Source organism: Enterobacter cloacae complex sp. I1M (genome assembly GCF_014982425.1).
Taxonomy (GTDB): Bacteria; Pseudomonadota; Gammaproteobacteria; order Enterobacterales; family Enterobacteriaceae; genus Enterobacter; species Enterobacter intestinihominis.
On the sequence record NZ_JADCLG010000026.1, the window covers coordinates 16,669 to 31,367 of the forward strand.

Genomic DNA, 14,699 nt, shown 5'->3' on the forward strand with positions numbered 1-14,699 from the left:
CCGCCACCCGGCAAAACGAATCGCGAGGCAAAAATGATCCACGTTGAAAATGTCAGTAAAACCTTCGTGCTCCACCAGCAAAACGGCGTCCGCCTGCCGGTACTGCAAAATGCCTCGTTAGAGGTCAGCAATGGCGAATGCGTGGTGCTGCATGGCCATTCCGGCAGCGGAAAATCCACCCTGCTGCGCTCCCTGTATGCCAACTACCTGCCGGACGAAGGCCATATTCATATCCGCCATAACAATGAATGGGTCGATCTGGTCCAGGCTCCCGCGCGCAAGGTGCTGGAAGTACGCCGCTCGACGATCGGCTGGGTCAGCCAGTTCCTGCGGGTGATCCCGCGGATCTCTGCCCTGGACGTGGTCATGCAGCCCCTGCTGGATCTCGGCGTGCCGCGCGAAACCTGCACCGCTAAAGCCGCCAGCCTGCTGACGCGTCTCAACGTACCGGAGCGTCTGTGGCACCTCGCCCCGTCGACCTTTTCCGGCGGCGAACAGCAGCGCGTGAACATCGCCCGCGGCTTTATCGTCGATTACCCGATTTTACTCCTGGATGAACCCACCGCCTCGCTCGACAGTAAAAACAGCGCAGCGGTGATGGAACTGATCGAACAGGCCAAAGCGCGCGGCGCGGCGATCGTCGGGATCTTCCACGACGACGCCGTACGCCATCGCGTGGCGGACAGACTGCACCCGATGGGGACAAACGTATGATTATCAATAACGTCAGGCTGGTACTGGAAAATGAAGTCGTGAACGGCTCGGTTGAGGTCCGGGACGGTGTCATCCGCGCGTTTGCTGAAACCCAGAGCCGCTCACCGGACGCGATGGATGGCGAAGGCGGCTGGCTGCTGCCGGGGCTGATTGAGCTGCATACCGATAATCTTGATAAATTTTTCACGCCCCGCCCGAAGGTCGACTGGCCTGCTCATTCAGCGATGAGCAGCCACGACGCGCTGATGGTCGCCAGCGGCATCACCACGGTGCTGGACGCGGTGGCGATTGGCGACGTGCGCGACGGCGGCGATCGGCTGGAGAACCTGGAGAAGATGATCAACGCCGTGGAGGAGACGCAAAAGCGCGGCCTCAACCGCGCCGAGCACCGCCTGCACCTGCGCTGCGAGCTGCCGCACCACACTACCCTGCCGCTGTTTGAAAAGCTGGTGGGCCGCGAGCCGGTCTCGCTGGTTTCCCTGATGGATCACTCGCCGGGGCAGCGCCAGTTCGCCAACATTGAAAAGTATCGCGAATACTATCAGGGCAAATACGCGCTCAATGATGCCGAGATGGCGCGCTATGAAGAAGAGCAGCTCCAGCTTGCGGCGCGGTGGTCGCAGCCGAATCGTCTCTCCATTGCCGCGATGTGCCGTGACCGTAATATTGCCCTGGCCAGCCATGATGACGCCACGCACGACCATGTCCGAGAATCCCACCAGCTTGGGAGCGTGATCGCCGAATTTCCCACCACGTTCGAGGCGGCAGAGGCATCGCGTAAGCATGGCATGAACGTGCTAATGGGTGCGCCGAACATCGTGCGCGGCGGGTCACACTCCGGCAACGTGGCGGCAAGCAAGCTCGCCTCCCTCGGCCTGCTGGATATCCTCTCATCTGACTATTATCCCGCCAGCCTGCTGGACGCGGCCTTCCGCGTCGCGGACGACGAAGGCAATAGCTTCACGCTGCCGCAGGCAATTCGTCTGGTGACGAAAAACCCGGCCTCGGCGCTTAATCTTCACGATCGCGGGGAAATTGCCGAGGGGAAACGGGCCGATCTGGTGCTGGCGCACCGTAAGGGCGAGCACATTCATATCGACCACGTCTGGCGTCAGGGAAAAAGGGTGTTCTGATGGGAAGACTCATCTGGTTAATGGGCCCGTCCGGCTCCGGGAAGGACAGCCTGCTGTCGGCGTTACGGCAGCGGGAACATTCACAGCTGCTGGTCGCGCACCGCTATATCACGCGCGATGCCAACGCCGGAAGCGAGAACCATATCGCCCTGAGCGAGCAGGAGTTTTTTACCCGCGCCGGACAAAACCTGCTGGCGCTGAGCTGGCATGCCAACGGTTACTACTATGGCGTCGGTATTGAGATTGACCTCTGGCTGCATGCGGGGTTCGACGTGCTGGTTAACGGCTCGCGGGCGCATCTCCCGCAGGCTCGCGCCCGGTACGAAGCGGCGCTGCTCCCGGTCTGTTTGCAGGTTTCCCCGGAGGTTCTGCGTAGCCGGCTGCAAAAGCGGGGGCGCGAAAACGCACGCGAGATCGACCAGCGGCTGGAACGGGCGGCGCGCTACACCCCGTCGGGTTGCCATCTCCTCAATAACGACGGAAGTTTGCTACAGTCAGTCGAGACCTTTCTATCGCTTATTCGCCAGAAGGAGAAACAGCATGCCTGACTGCCAGCTTCGCCCCGCCACCGCCGACGATGCGCCGATCGTTTACGCTCTGATCTGCGAACTTAAGCAGGCCGAGTTCGATCATCAGGCGTTTCACGCCGGGTATCTGGCCAACTTGCAGGATCACAATATGCGCTACCAGCTGGCCGAGCTGGACGGGAAGATCATCGGGATGATCGGCCTGCACATGCAGTTTCACCTGCACCACGCCCGCTGGATCGGCGAGATCCAGGAGCTGGTGGTGATGCCGCAGGCGCGCGGATTAAAAGTGGGCAGCCAGTTGCTGGCCTGGGCAGAGGAGATCGCACGCCAGGCAGGCGCCGAGCTGACCGAGCTTTCCACCAGCGTGAAGCGCGTGGACGCGCACCGTTTTTATGTTCGTGAAGGGTATACGCAAAGCCATTTCCGCTTCACCAAACCGCTGTAGAGGTGCGTTATGAGTCTGACGATCACGCTGACAGGAACCGGAGGGGCGCAGCTGGTGCCGGTGTTTGGCTGCGACTGCGCGGCGTGCCGACGGGCGCGTTTACAGGAAAATTATCGCCGTCGCCCCTGCAGCGCGGCCGTGAAATTCAACGATACGGTCACCTTGCTGGACGCAGGTATTCCACACCTGATGGACGACTGGCCCGCGGGGAGTTTCAGGCAGTTTTTGCTTACCCATTATCATATGGATCACGTTCAGGGGCTGTTTCCTCTGCGCTGGGGCGTGGGGGCGACCATTCCGGTTTACGGTCCGCCGGACGACGCAGGCTGTGACGACCTGTTCAAACATCCGGGCCTTCTCGATTTCAGCCACACGGTAGAGCCGTTTGTAACGTTTGAACTTCAGGGCTTGCGGGTCACGCCGCTGCCGCTCAACCATTCAAAACTCACATTTGGCTATCTGCTGGAGTCCGCCCACAGTCGCGTGGCGTGGCTTTCTGATACCGCCGGGCTACCGGATAAAACGGTGACATTTCTGCTAAATAATCAGCCGCAGGCGATGATTATTGACTGTAGCCATGAACCGCGCCAGGAGACGCCGCGCAACCACTGTGATTTGAATACGGTGATTGCGCTGAACGAGGTGATTGGCTGTCCGCAGGTGATCCTGACGCATATCAGCCATCAGTTTGACGTCTGGATGATGGATAACCCGCTGCCGGACGGCATTGAAGCGGGGTATGACGGGATGGTACTGGTGCTGGATTAGGTTTTGCCGGGTGGCGGCTGCGCCTTACCCGGCCTGTGCGTTGCGATACCGGGGTTTACCACCGATCGTAATCATCCTCTAACCGGCGCTCATCCTCCTCTAACCGACGCCGGTCGTCATCCAGCTGCCGCTGACGCTCGTCTAAGCGCTGGCGTCGGTCTTCTAACTGCCGGCGACGATCGTCGTACTGGCGGCTGTCGGTTTGACGGCTGCGATCGTAACGATCGTCGTCATCGTCATTACGGCTGCTGCCGGGGTTATAGGCGTCGTTGATCGCCTGCTGAATATTGCCAATAGCATCATCAATCACATCGGCATGCGCCAGTTGGCTGGTTAAAGTCAGCAGACCCCATAGCAGGGCGGTAGAGTAACGTTTCATAAGGCCAGACTCGCAGGTGAACTGGCCTTAAGGTAATGACTGGCTGTTAGCGGGAGTAGCGGAGGAATCTCAAATTACCATCACCTTGCGCAGCGCCTGCGCCAGCTGTGCGCGGGTGAACGGTTTTCGCAGTAACGGAACGTCCGGCAGCTGCGGGTTATGCGCCGGGCGCAAATCCTGCCCGCTGATCAGCAGAACCGGCAACTGCGGATAGTGGCTGCGTACATGGCCGATCACCTCCGCACCGCTCAGGCCGCCCGGCAACATCAGGTCGCTGATAAACATGCCGATATCCGGTGATGCGTCCAGCATGTTCAACGCCTGCTCGCCGTTTTCGGCTTCAAGCGTCAGGTAGCCAAGCTGGTGCAGTTGCTCGCACAGGGTCTGACGCACGCCCGCCTCATCTTCCAGGACCAGCACAAGCAGCTCACTTTCTGCCGGGGCCGTGGTCGCCAGCACGACATCATCGGAGAACGCGGGCAGCGTCGAGCGCGGCAGCTGGAGCCGCACGGTGGTTCCCTGCCCCGGCGCGCTTTCGATCTCAACGCGACCACCCGACTGGCGCACAAAGCCGTACACCATCGACAGCCCTAACCCGCTGCCGCTGCCGGTCTGTTTGGTGGTGAAGAACGGTTCAAAGACCTGCGATTTCACCTCCTGCGACATCCCGCAGCCGTGGTCAATCACCTCCAGCGCGACCATATCCTGCCTGCGCCCGTCGCTGCGGGTCACACGCTGGTTCCAGGTGCGAATTTTAATCACACCGTTTTGCCCCTCCATTGCATCACGGGCGTTCATCACCAGGTTGATAATGGCGTTTTCCAGCTGGCTGACGTCAATCCATGCGGGCCAGGCCGGGGTTTGCGCTTCAATATCCAGCGTCAGCGTGGCGGGAAGCGAGTGCCGCATCAGCTCGCTCAGGTTCTCCAGCAGCGGCTTCATCTCTACCGCATGTGGATGCAGGGATTGCTTGCGCGAGAAGGCCAGCAGACGCTGGGTGAGCATGGCTCCGCGTTCCGCGGCTTTAAGCGCACGGGTGATGCGCGGCGCGTCCGGTGATGCCGAATCGGTCAGCTCCAGACTGCCGATAATCACCGCCAGCAGGTTATTAAAATCATGCGCCAGGCCACCCGTCAGTTGCCCGACCGCCTTCATTTTCTGGCTGTGCAGCAGCGCCTCCTCCAGCCCCTGACGTTCGATGCGGTCAACCTCCATCTGTGAGGTCTTCTCCTTCAGCAGCCGCGTGGTGTGCTCCAGCGAAGCGGTATTGCGGGCGAAAACGTTAAACGCGCGCGCCAGTTCCCCCAGCTCATCACGCCGCTGTAGCGCGGGCACCGACACATCCTGCTCCCCGTGAGCGAGACGCGACATCGCCCTTGAGATAGCCGTCAGGTTGGAGCCCAGATTGCGGTAAATATACCAGCAGGCACAGCCGGTGATGATCAGCGCCAGCACCGCGAAGATGCTGATAAACACGCTGATGGATTGCAGCTCGTGATGGCTCTGGGCCGTGCGAAGCCGGGAAGCCTGCGCCACCTGTTCAACGTACTGATTAATGTCGCTGTTTAATATCGCCACCAGCGCCTTGATGTGGAACATGTACCAGCTGATGGACAGATCGCTCTCCTCCAGCTGCGTCGACAGTGGTGCGAGCTTGCGCAGCTCATCATTAAAATCCGGGAGCACCAGGTTGGCCACCGGTTGCAGGGCGCTCGCGGGTAACCCCGCGGTTACTGCATCCAGCTGCTGCACCGTGGCGCGCGGTGAAGGGGTATCAATGGCGGCAACGATCAGCCTGTCCATCTCTGCAAGCTGTCGGGCGTCTGGCACATTGCTCGCGTAACGGCGGTTGATATCCTGCAAATGACGCAGGTAGCTTTGGCTTTGATAGAGCGAGCTGAGCAGCGCGTTACGCTCCAGATGCCGCTTTTGCCCGCGCTCCAGCATTCCCGTCACGCTCTGCTGTAATTCATTACTCCTGCGAATAATTCGCGCCACCAGCGCCGGCTCCTGCTGCGCCAGCGGCGCATCGGCAAGTTGATCCAGCGAGTGGCGCAGCGCCATCTGCGTCTGTTTCAGCCGCTCGGCTTCGCCTTTGTACTCCAGCGCACCGACCACCTGCGACAGCCGCACCGCCGCCGTTGCCACATTTGCGGTATCACGGGCGAGGTTCATGCTGCCGGTCATGTCATCCAGCGTTTGCTGTTGGACCTGCTCCTGGATCTGGCTGGCGTGACGAAAGCCGAGCACCGCCACACCGCTCACCATCAGCGTGACGGCGACCACCAGCAGATTAAAAATCAGCAGGCGTCCGCGGGCGCTGGTGAAGAACGGGGGGCGTGAAGACATGGGTTTGGGCTCCTCTGCGGATTGGTGCCCTCACCCTGGCCCTCTCCCACAGGGAGAGGGAAAAGGAAAATGTGATGGCGATTAGCTATTCATAACTATGACAAATATGAACAGCTTCTGACATTTTGCATTTACGCGCCTGTGATGAAGTGCAGATATCGACATTCACAGGAGATCCGCCATGAGCAGAACCCCGGTTTTAGAGATGCGCCACATTGCCAAAACCTTTGGCAATTTCCACGCGCTCAAGGGCGTGGATTTGACGGTTTTCCCCGGTGAGATCCACGCGCTGATGGGGGAAAACGGCGCCGGAAAAAGCACGCTGATGAAGATCCTCGCAGGTGCCTATACCGCCAGCAGCGGCGACATCCTCATCGACGGTAAGCCGTTTCATATCAAAGGGCCGAAGGATGCGCTGGCCGCAGGCATTACCCTGATTTATCAGGAGATGCAGCTTGCTCCTAACCTGACCGTGGCGGAAAACATTTTTCTCGGCAGCGAGCTGTCGCGCGGCGGGCTGGTCCAGCGCAAAGAGATGGCTGCCCAGGCGCAGGCGGTCATTGACCGTCTGGGCGCGCAGTTCAGCGCCACCGACCTGGTCATGAAACTGACCATCGCCGAGCAGCAGCAGGTGGAGATCGCCCGCGCCCTGCACCGCAACAGCCGCATTCTGGTGATGGACGAACCTACCGCCGCCCTCTCCTCACGCGAAACCCACCGTCTGTTCGAACTGATTTTGCGCCTGCGCGATGAAGGCATGGCGATTATTTACATCAGCCACCGGATGGCGGAAGTGTATGAACTCTCTGACCGCGTCAGCGTGCTGCGCGACGGGCAATACGTCGGCAGCCTGACGCGCGACAGGCTCAACGCCTCCGAGCTGGTGCGCATGATGGTGGGCCGTCCGCTCAGCGATCTGTTTAACAAAGAGCGCGATATTCCCCTCGGCAGCCCGCGTCTTAACGTCCACCACCTCACCGACGGCAAAAAAGTGCAGCCCTGTAGTTTGCAGGTGCGCTCCGGTGAAATCGTCGGGCTGGCAGGGCTGGTCGGGGCCGGGCGTTCCGAGCTGGCGCAGCTGATCTTCGGCGTGCGCAAAGCCACCGGCGGCATGATTGAGGTGGACGGCGAACCGGTGGTGATCCACTCCCCGCGCGCGGCCATTGAGAACGGCATCGGTTTTCTTACCGAGAACCGCAAGGAGCAAGGTCTGTTTCTGGAGCTGGCGGCGCAGGAGAACATCACCATGGCGACGCTGGAGCGCGACGCCACCTTCGGCTGGCTGAACCGCAAAAAAGCGCAGTCGATTTCCGACGACGCCATCGCCCTGCTCAATATCCGCGTGCCCCATTCACAGGTGCGCGCGGGCGGGCTCTCCGGCGGCAACCAGCAAAAACTGCTGATCTCCCGCTGGGTGGCGATAGGCCCGCGCATTCTGATTCTGGACGAGCCCACGCGCGGCGTGGACGTCGGCGCAAAAAGCGAGATCTACCGCATCATGAACCAGATGGCGCGCAAAGGCGTTGCGATACTGATGATCTCCAGCGAGCTGCCGGAAGTAGTAGGGATGAGCGACCGGGTGTACGTGATGCGGGAAGGCAGCATTGCGGGTGAACTGCACGGGCGCGACATCTCTCAGGAAAACATCATGACGCTGGCAACCGGCGTAAACGACACACATCATCAGGCGGTGTAATTATGACAACTCCAACCCATCCGCAGCAGGTGGCGAAATCCGCCTCCGCCAAAAAAATGCTGATGAGCGATCTGATGCAAACGATCGGCATTTTGCCGATTTTAATCCTGATTGTGGCGGTATTTGGCTTTATCGCCCCGAACTTTTTCACCGAGAGTAATCTGCTCAACATTACCCGGCAGGCGTCGATCAACATTGTGCTGGCGGCCGGGATGACCTTCATCATCCTGACCGGCGGGATTGACCTCTCCGTGGGCTCGATTCTGGGCACCACGGCAGTGGCGGCGATGGTGGTCTCGCTTATCCCTGAATTTGCGATGCTCTCCATTCCGGCGGCGCTAATGCTCGGTATGGTACTGGGGCTGTTCAACGGCGCGCTGGTGGCCTTCGCCGGACTACCGCCATTTATCGTTACGCTCGGCACCTACACGGCGCTGCGCGGCGCGGCCTACCTGCTGGCGGACGGCACGACGGTTATTAACTCCAACATTAACTTCGAGTGGATCGGCAATAACTACCTCGGCCCGATCCCCTGGCTGGTGGTGATCGCCCTGGCGGTGATTGTGGTGTGCTGGTTCATCCTGCGCCGCACCACCCTCGGTGTTCACATCTATGCGGTCGGCGGCAATGTGCAGGCGGCACGCTTAACCGGCATTAAGGTCTGGCTGGTGCTGCTGTTTGTCTACGGCATGAGTGGCCTGCTCTCGGGCTTAGGCGGCGTGATGAGCGCTTCACGTCTCTACAGCGCCAACGGCAACCTCGGCACGGGGTACGAGCTGGATGCGATTGCGGCGGTGATCCTCGGCGGCACCAGCTTCGTCGGCGGGATCGGCACGATCACCGGCACCCTGGTGGGCGCGCTGATCATCGCCACCCTCAACAACGGCATGACGCTGATGGGCGTCTCCTATTTCTGGCAGCTGGTGATCAAAGGGGCGGTGATCATCATAGCGGTGCTGATCGACAAATACCGTACCCGACACCATCAAAGTGCATAACAACAATACCCTACGTGAGGAATACAGCATGAGATTGAAGCCCTTAGTGACCGCGCTCTGTGCTGGCGCGCTGCTGGCCGCAACCCCGTTTGCGCAGGCAAAAGATCTGAAATCCATCGGCGTGACGGTGGGTGACCTGGCTAACCCGTTCTTCGTGCAGATCACCAAAGGTGCCGAGCTGGAAGCGCGCAAGCTGGCGGGAGATAACGTCAAGGTGACGCTGGTCTCCAGCGGGTACGATCTGGGCCAGCAGGTGTCGCAGATCGATAACTTCATTGCGGCGAAAGTAGACATGATCATCCTTAATGCCGCGGATTCCAAAGGGATCGGCCCCGCGGTAAAACGCGCTAAAGAGGCGGGGATCGTGGTCGTGGCGGTGGACGTGGCGGCGGAAGGGGCCGATGCGACCATCACCTCCGATAACACTCAGGCGGGAGAAATGGCCTGTAAGTACATTACCGACCGCCTGAAAGGTAAAGGCAACGTGGTGATCATCAACGGACCGCCGGTTTCTGCGGTACAAAACCGCGTGGAGGGCTGCCAGACCGAGTTCAGGCGCCACCCGGATATCAAAGTGCTCTCGGATAATCAGAACGCCAAAGGCAGCCGCGAAGGCGGCCTGGAGGTCATGACCTCCCTGCTGGCGGCCAATCCGAAGATCGACGGCGTATTCGCGATTAACGATCCGACCGCGATCGGCGCCGATCTGGCGGCTAAACAGGCGCAACGCAACGAATTCTTTATCGTTGGCGTGGATGGCAGCCCGGATGGTGAAGAAGCCCTGAAGCGCGAAAACTCGCTGTTTGTTGCTACCCCGGCGCAGGATCCGCAGGTGATGGCGGCGAAGGCGGTGGAGATTGGCTATGACATTCTTCAGGGCAAACCTGCGCCGAAAGAGCCCGTGCTGATCCCGGTGACGATGATCGATAAAAAGAACGTCGGCACGTATAAGGGGTGGACGGTTAAGTAAGCCCCTCACCCCGGCCCTCTCCCCAAAGGGGAGAGGGTGTTCAAGTTCCCTCTCCCCTTTGGGGAGAGGGTTAGGGTGAGGGGTAAGGTTTTCTTTTTACTGATTCAACAGCGCCAGAATGTCCTTCGTTCGGGCTTCCATCAGCGCGGTATCGGCCCGGGACTCAACGTTCAGGCGCACCACCGGCTCAGTGTTGGAAGAGCGCAGGTTGAAGCGCCACTGCGGGAACGCCATGCTGATACCGTCGGTACGGTCAATCTCCAGCGCATGAATGGCAAAGTGCTGTTCGACGCGGGCGATGGCCTCGGCTGGCTGTGCCAGTTTGCTATTGATCTCCCCGCTCGCCGGGAACGCCGCCATGCGGTCGCGCACCAGTTCGCCCAGGCTCTGTCCTTTCAGGCACAGCAGCTCGGTTACCAGCAGCCACGGGATCATCCCGCTGTCGCAGTAGGCAAAATCACGGAAATAGTGGTGGGCGCTCATCTCGCCGCCGTAGATGGCGTCTTCCTCGCGCATACGCTCTTTGATAAACGCGTGGCCGGTTTTAGACATCACCGGCTCGCCGCCCGCGGCCTTCACCACGTCGACGGTGTTCCAGGAGAGGCGCGGATCATGAATGATCTTCGCCCCCGGGTTTTTCTCAAGGAACGCTTCCGCCAGCAGACCGACAATGTAATAGCCTTCGATAAACTGCCCTTTCTCGTCGAACAGGAAGCAGCGGTCGAAATCGCCGTCAAAGGCGATACCCATATCGGCGCCGTGCTCAATCACCGCGTTGCGGGTATCGTCGCGGCACTCCGGCAGCAGCGGGTTAGGAATACCGTTCGGGAAGTTGCCGTCTGGCGTGTTGTGCACTTTGACGAAGGTCACCGGCACGTTCAGCGCCTTAAAGCGGGCTTCAAGTGCATCGACAACCGGGCCTGCCGCGCCGTTGCCGGAGTTAATCACCAGCTTCAGCGGTTTGAGGTTCGCCACGTTGATGTAGCCCAGCAGGTGGTCGATGTACTCTTTTTGCAAGTTGATCTGCTTATAGCTGCCGCGCTTCGCTTCGTTCACCGGCGGGAAGTCGTTGGCCTCGGCCAGACGCTGCACGTCGCGCAGGCCGGTGTCGCCGCTGATAGGACGCGCGCCCTTGCGCACCAGCTTCATGCCGTTGTAGTCCATCGGGTTATGGCTGGCCGTCACTTCGATACCGCCGTCCACGCCCAGGTGGAAGGTGGCAAAATAGATCTCTTCGGTACCGGAAAGTCCAATGTCCAGCACGTCGACGCCCGCGTCCTGTAGCCCTTTCGCCAGCGCCAGCTTCAGGGATTCGCTGGTGAGACGCACGTCGCCACCCAGCACGATAGTTTGTGGTTTCAGGTATTCGCCGTACGCGCGGCCGATGCGCCACGCAATGTCTTCGTTCAGCTCTTCGCCCAGCTTGCCGCGAATATCGTAGGCTTTAAAACAGGTTAATTTTTCCATGATGACCCCTTTTTCAGGCAACAGTTGGCCCGCCCGTTAACAGGCTTAATTGTTTTTTATTCATTCGTAGGCCGGATAAGCGAAGCGCCATCCGGCGTTAAGACGGCGCTACACCCGCCCGTAGCGGTCCTGGAAGCGCACGATATCGTCCTCTTCCAGATACGAACCGGAACGCACCTCAATTAAGTCGAGTGGAATTTTCCCCGGGTTTTCCAGGCAGTGCGTGGCACCCAGCGGAATATAAATGGATTCGTTTTCACCGAGCAGCTTCACTTCACCGTTGATGGTCACTTTGGCTGTCCCCGCCACCACTACCCAGTGTTCGGCGCGGTGATGGTGCATCTGCACCGACAGCCCTTCACCCGGCTTCACGGTGATACGTTTCACCTGGTAACGCTCGCCGGCGTCAATGGAGTCATATTTGCCCCACGGACGGTAGACTTCACGGTGAATATGGTGTTCGTGGCGGCCATCAGCCTTGATCTTCTCCACCACTTTTTTAACGTCCTGCACGGCATTACGGTCGGCAATCAGCACCGCGTCTTTGGTCTGCACGACCACCAGATCTTTCACCCCTACCGTGGTGACAAGGCCAGATTCGGCGTAGACGTAGCTGTTTTCCGTTTTGTGGCTGATCACATCACCGTGATGGACGTTACCCTCCGGGGTATGGGCGCTAATCTCCCACAGTGACGACCAGGAGCCAACGTCGCTCCAGCCCGCATCCATCGGCACCACTACCGCATCTGCCGTACGTTCCATCACCGCATAGTCAATGGACTCTTCCGGACAGGCGAGGAAGGCTTCTTCGTCCACGCGGATAAAATCAAGATCCGGATCCACCACCGCCATCGCTTTTTCGCAGGCATTTAAGATATCCGGGCGATATTTTTCCAGCTCTTCCAGATAGCGACCGGCGCGGAACAGGAACATACCGCTGTTCCAGTAGTATTCGCCGCTGGCCACGTAGGCCTGGGCGGTTTCCAGATTCGGTTTTTCGACAAACTGCGCCACGTCAAAGGCCACGCTGTCGCCTTCACCAGGCGTAACGCTGCCGCGGCGAATGTAGCCATAGCCGGTTTCCGGGAGATCCGGCACGATGCCGAAGGTCACTAGCTTGCCGTTCTCAGCGTAAGGCATCGCCGCGCGAACCGCGTCGCGGAAGGCGTCTTCCTGCTGAATAACGTGGTCAGCCGCCAGCACCAGCATCAGCGGGTCGCAGTCCGGGCTGCTGCGTTTTGCCGCCAGCGCCGCAAGAGCAATAGCAGGCGCGGTGTTGCGTCCGGCAGGCTCCAGAATGATATTTTCGGTCAGTTTATTCAGCTGGCGCAGTTGCTCGGCAACGATAAAGCGGTGCTGCTCGTTACAGATCACCACCGGGCTTTCACACTCCACGCCGTGCAGACGGTTAACCGTCGTTTGCAGCATGGTGAGATCGCCCTTCAGGCACAGAAATTGTTTTGGATAAAGCACGCGGGACAGTGGCCACAACCGGCTCCCGGATCCACCCGCCATTACGACCGGATACAAAGTGGTTTGACTCATGATTTATCCCCGTATATCTGCAATAAATTGGCTCAGCACGTTCTCTTTCTCGAGCGTGCGTTCGGCATATTCACGTGCCACCGTGTTCTCTTTTGGCATGGCGAGTGCCTGCTCAATTCCGGTCACCAGCGCAGGAACCGATTCTGGCTCTACGCAAACGGCAATGCCCGGGTAGCTGTTGCACAGCTGGCCTAATTCTGTTGCGGCTTCTGCCGTAATCACCGCGTTTCCGCCCACTGCCAGAATGTTGGTCAGCTTGGACGGCAGCACCGCATCCGCCGCGCCGCGTTTTTGCACCACCAGATGGCAATCCGCCATTTTCAGCAGCGCGGGCAGCGCGTCATAAGACTGAAGCGGGAAGAAGCGGATGTTGGTCAGTCCGCGCTCGCTGGCCATTTTTTCCAGCCGCGCTTTACCGCCGCCCTGCCCGACTATCACGAACATCCACGGGTGTTCGCTCAGCTGAAGCGCGGCGTCAATCACGCTCTCCAGCCCCTGTTTTTCGCCGATGTTGCCTGAGTAAAGAATGATTTTTTGATCTTCAGGCAAACCGAGCTGCGCGCGTAACGCCTGCGCATCCTGGTCTGTCACATCGCGGAAACGCGCCACTTCGGACCAGTTCGGAAAGAAGATCACCTTCTCCGCCGGGACACCCTTCTCCTGCGCCTTGTTCATCATCGAGCGCGAGATGGTCGAGACGTAATCCACGTTGTGCAGGCCGCTGCGCTCAAAGGCGCTGGCGAGCTTCGCCACCTTGCCGCCCTTGCCTTTCCCGGCCATCCCCAGCCCGAGCATGGCGTCCACTTCATAATCCTGAATGTGCAGCAGGGTGCGCGCGCCGGAGAGTTTTCCCAGCAGGCGCATGCCTGGCGTGCAGAACAGCGTCGGCACCACGCCGATGATGCGATCCGGCTTCCAGCGACGTTGCGCCATCAGCGGGAAAAAACTGCTCAGGGCAAAGCTGCCCAGATGAATTAAACGTTTCAGCGTCGAGGGCTGTTTCGGCACGTAGAGCGGGCAGCGCCAGACGGTCGCAGCCCCCTCTTCGCGGCGGTAGCGCCAGCTGGAATAGCGTTCGCCTACCTTCCACTCCGGGTAATACGGCGGGGCGGTAATCACCCGCACGTCATGTCCCTGGCTCGCCATCCACTCGACCATCTCGCCGGTGTATTTCCCGATACCGGTAAGCTCCGGCGAGTAGTTAATTCCGTAGACGAGGATTTTCATAGGCCTGGCACCTCGGCCTGACGTTCCGCAAGGAAGTACGCCCGACTGTTGTCATGGACGTTGTCGCTTGCCAGCAGCGCCTCTGGCGTTAACCAGCGGTAATCATCATGCTGAGAATCAGGCAGACGCAGGTCTGCCTCACTCACCTTCAGGCGGAACCCCAGCACGACGTAGTGCGTGGTGAACCCGGTGCCCGAAAAGTTATCGTCATAGAAGTGCTGCCAGACCCCGTAAAACTGGCCCGCTGCCATCGGCAGTTGCAGGCCCAGTTCCGCCAGAGTGAGACGCTCAAACGCATCGCTTAGCGTCTCATCCTTCTGCACGCGCCCGCCGGGCACGAACCAGAAGCCCTGTGCAGGACGATTGGTTCGTTTCCCCAGCAAGAACTCGCCGCGTTCGTTCTCCACGATCAAATCAATTGAGATGAGCGGAGTGGAACGCACCACCGTGGCAAAATCTTCCTGACTTAAAAACATCA

14 protein-coding genes are annotated in these 14,699 nt (G+C 59.7%); 8 read left to right on the forward strand and 6 right to left on the reverse strand.

Annotated features, from left to right (window positions below; genetic code table 11):
• The first annotated feature begins 33 nt into the window (after window positions 1-33).
• The 5 genes from phnL to phnP are packed head-to-tail and all read left to right on the forward strand — an operon-like array spanning window position 34 to window position 3,590.
• Window positions 34-714, forward strand: coding sequence for a phosphonate C-P lyase system protein PhnL (gene phnL / locus INF86_RS16290; RefSeq protein WP_193543716.1), 681 nt, complete (start codon window positions 34-36; stop codon window positions 712-714).
• Window positions 711-1,847 (forward strand): alpha-D-ribose 1-methylphosphonate 5-triphosphate diphosphatase, encoded by a 1,137-nt coding sequence (gene phnM, locus INF86_RS16295; RefSeq protein WP_038415093.1) that lies wholly within the window; start codon window positions 711-713, stop codon window positions 1,845-1,847. Before phnL ends, phnM begins: the two co-directional genes overlap by 4 nt.
• Window positions 1,844-2,395, forward strand: coding sequence for a ribose 1,5-bisphosphokinase (phnN, locus tag INF86_RS16300; RefSeq protein WP_032621424.1), 552 nt, complete (start codon window positions 1,844-1,846; stop codon window positions 2,393-2,395). The genes phnM and phnN overlap by 4 nt, the downstream gene beginning before the upstream one ends.
• Entirely contained in the window at window positions 2,388-2,822 is a 435-nt protein-coding gene (phnO, locus tag INF86_RS16305) for an aminoalkylphosphonate N-acetyltransferase (protein ID WP_022646777.1), read from the forward strand. Before phnN ends, phnO begins: the two co-directional genes overlap by 8 nt.
• Before the next feature lie 9 nt (window positions 2,823-2,831).
• A complete protein-coding gene (phnP, locus tag INF86_RS16310; RefSeq protein ID WP_063147140.1) occupies window positions 2,832-3,590 on the forward strand; it encodes a phosphonate metabolism protein PhnP in 759 nt (252 codons plus the stop codon).
• A 55-nt stretch (window positions 3,591-3,645) separates the two neighbouring features.
• On the opposite strand, the gene yjdP is transcribed toward phnP, so the two are convergent.
• Both yjdP and INF86_RS16320 read right to left on the reverse strand, forming a co-directional pair.
• Complete coding sequence (gene yjdP, locus INF86_RS16315) at window positions 3,646-3,969, reverse strand: DDRRRQL repeat protein YjdP (RefSeq protein WP_193543717.1); 324 nt, start codon at window positions 3,967-3,969, stop codon at window positions 3,646-3,648.
• 69 nt (window positions 3,970-4,038) lie between these two features.
• Window positions 4,039-6,318, reverse strand: coding sequence for a hybrid sensor histidine kinase/response regulator (locus INF86_RS16320; protein WP_171932293.1), 2,280 nt, complete (start codon window positions 6,316-6,318; stop codon window positions 4,039-4,041).
• 181 nt (window positions 6,319-6,499) lie between these two features.
• Here INF86_RS16320 and INF86_RS16325 point away from each other — a divergent pair, with 181 nt between their 5' ends.
• From INF86_RS16325 to INF86_RS16335, 3 genes are read left to right on the forward strand one after another with little or no spacing between them, the layout of a single operon-like run.
• The gene (locus INF86_RS16325; RefSeq protein WP_023299107.1) at window positions 6,500-8,014 is read left to right on the forward strand and encodes a sugar ABC transporter ATP-binding protein; all 1,515 of its coding nucleotides are present in this window, start codon (window positions 6,500-6,502) and stop codon (window positions 8,012-8,014) included.
• A 2-nt stretch (window positions 8,015-8,016) separates the two neighbouring features.
• Window positions 8,017-9,012 carry a ribose ABC transporter permease gene (locus INF86_RS16330; RefSeq protein WP_063850426.1) on the forward strand — a complete coding sequence of 332 codons (996 nt, stop codon included), beginning with the start codon at window positions 8,017-8,019 and terminating at the stop codon, window positions 9,010-9,012.
• A 28-nt stretch (window positions 9,013-9,040) separates the two neighbouring features.
• Complete coding sequence (locus INF86_RS16335) at window positions 9,041-9,982, forward strand: ABC transporter substrate-binding protein (RefSeq protein WP_003860240.1); 942 nt, start codon at window positions 9,041-9,043, stop codon at window positions 9,980-9,982.
• Window positions 9,983-10,078: 96 nt separating this feature from the next.
• Here INF86_RS16335 and cpsG read toward each other — a convergent pair whose 3' ends face one another.
• From cpsG to INF86_RS16355, 4 genes are all read right to left on the reverse strand, one after another.
• A complete protein-coding gene (cpsG, locus tag INF86_RS16340) occupies window positions 10,079-11,449 on the reverse strand; it encodes a colanic acid biosynthesis phosphomannomutase CpsG (protein WP_022648631.1) in 1,371 nt (456 codons plus the stop codon).
• 108 nt (window positions 11,450-11,557) lie between these two features.
• Window positions 11,558-12,994 (reverse strand): mannose-1-phosphate guanyltransferase, encoded by a 1,437-nt coding sequence (gene cpsB, locus INF86_RS16345; protein WP_193543718.1) that lies wholly within the window; start codon window positions 12,992-12,994, stop codon window positions 11,558-11,560.
• A gap of 3 nt (window positions 12,995-12,997) precedes the next feature.
• Window positions 12,998-14,221, reverse strand: a complete 1,224-nt coding sequence (wcaI, locus tag INF86_RS16350; RefSeq protein ID WP_022648633.1) for a colanic acid biosynthesis fucosyltransferase WcaI — start codon at window positions 14,219-14,221, stop codon at window positions 12,998-13,000.
• Window positions 14,218-14,697 carry a GDP-mannose mannosyl hydrolase gene (locus INF86_RS16355; RefSeq protein ID WP_072201098.1) on the reverse strand — a complete coding sequence of 160 codons (480 nt, stop codon included), beginning with the start codon at window positions 14,695-14,697 and terminating at the stop codon, window positions 14,218-14,220. Before INF86_RS16355 ends, wcaI begins: the two co-directional genes overlap by 4 nt.
• Window positions 14,698-14,699: the final 2 nt, after the last annotated feature.

What these genes read in the sequence shown, in the direction of transcription:
- phnL (WP_193543716.1), top strand. Translation starts at nt 34, where the DNA reads ATGATCCACGTTGAAAATGTCAGTAAAACCTTCGTGCTCCACCAGCAA.
- phnM (WP_038415093.1), top strand. Translation starts at nt 711, where the DNA reads ATGATTATCAATAACGTCAGGCTGGTACTGGAAAATGAAGTCGTGAAC.
- phnO (WP_022646777.1), top strand. Translation starts at nt 2,388, where the DNA reads ATGCCTGACTGCCAGCTTCGCCCCGCCACCGCCGACGATGCGCCGATC.
- phnP (WP_063147140.1), top strand. Translation starts at nt 2,832, where the DNA reads ATGAGTCTGACGATCACGCTGACAGGAACCGGAGGGGCGCAGCTGGTG.
- yjdP (WP_193543717.1), bottom strand. Translation starts at nt 3,969, where the DNA reads ATGAAACGTTACTCTACCGCCCTGCTATGGGGTCTGCTGACTTTAACC.
- INF86_RS16320 (WP_171932293.1), bottom strand. Translation starts at nt 6,318, where the DNA reads ATGTCTTCACGCCCCCCGTTCTTCACCAGCGCCCGCGGACGCCTGCTG.
- INF86_RS16325 (WP_023299107.1), top strand. Translation starts at nt 6,500, where the DNA reads ATGAGCAGAACCCCGGTTTTAGAGATGCGCCACATTGCCAAAACCTTT.
- INF86_RS16330 (WP_063850426.1), top strand. Translation starts at nt 8,017, where the DNA reads ATGACAACTCCAACCCATCCGCAGCAGGTGGCGAAATCCGCCTCCGCC.
- INF86_RS16335 (WP_003860240.1), top strand. Translation starts at nt 9,041, where the DNA reads ATGAGATTGAAGCCCTTAGTGACCGCGCTCTGTGCTGGCGCGCTGCTG.
- cpsG (WP_022648631.1), bottom strand. Translation starts at nt 11,449, where the DNA reads ATGGAAAAATTAACCTGTTTTAAAGCCTACGATATTCGCGGCAAGCTG.
- cpsB (WP_193543718.1), bottom strand. Translation starts at nt 12,994, where the DNA reads ATGAGTCAAACCACTTTGTATCCGGTCGTAATGGCGGGTGGATCCGGG.
- wcaI (WP_022648633.1), bottom strand. Translation starts at nt 14,221, where the DNA reads ATGAAAATCCTCGTCTACGGAATTAACTACTCGCCGGAGCTTACCGGT.
- INF86_RS16355 (WP_072201098.1), bottom strand. Translation starts at nt 14,697, where the DNA reads ATGTTTTTAAGTCAGGAAGATTTTGCCACGGTGGTGCGTTCCACTCCG.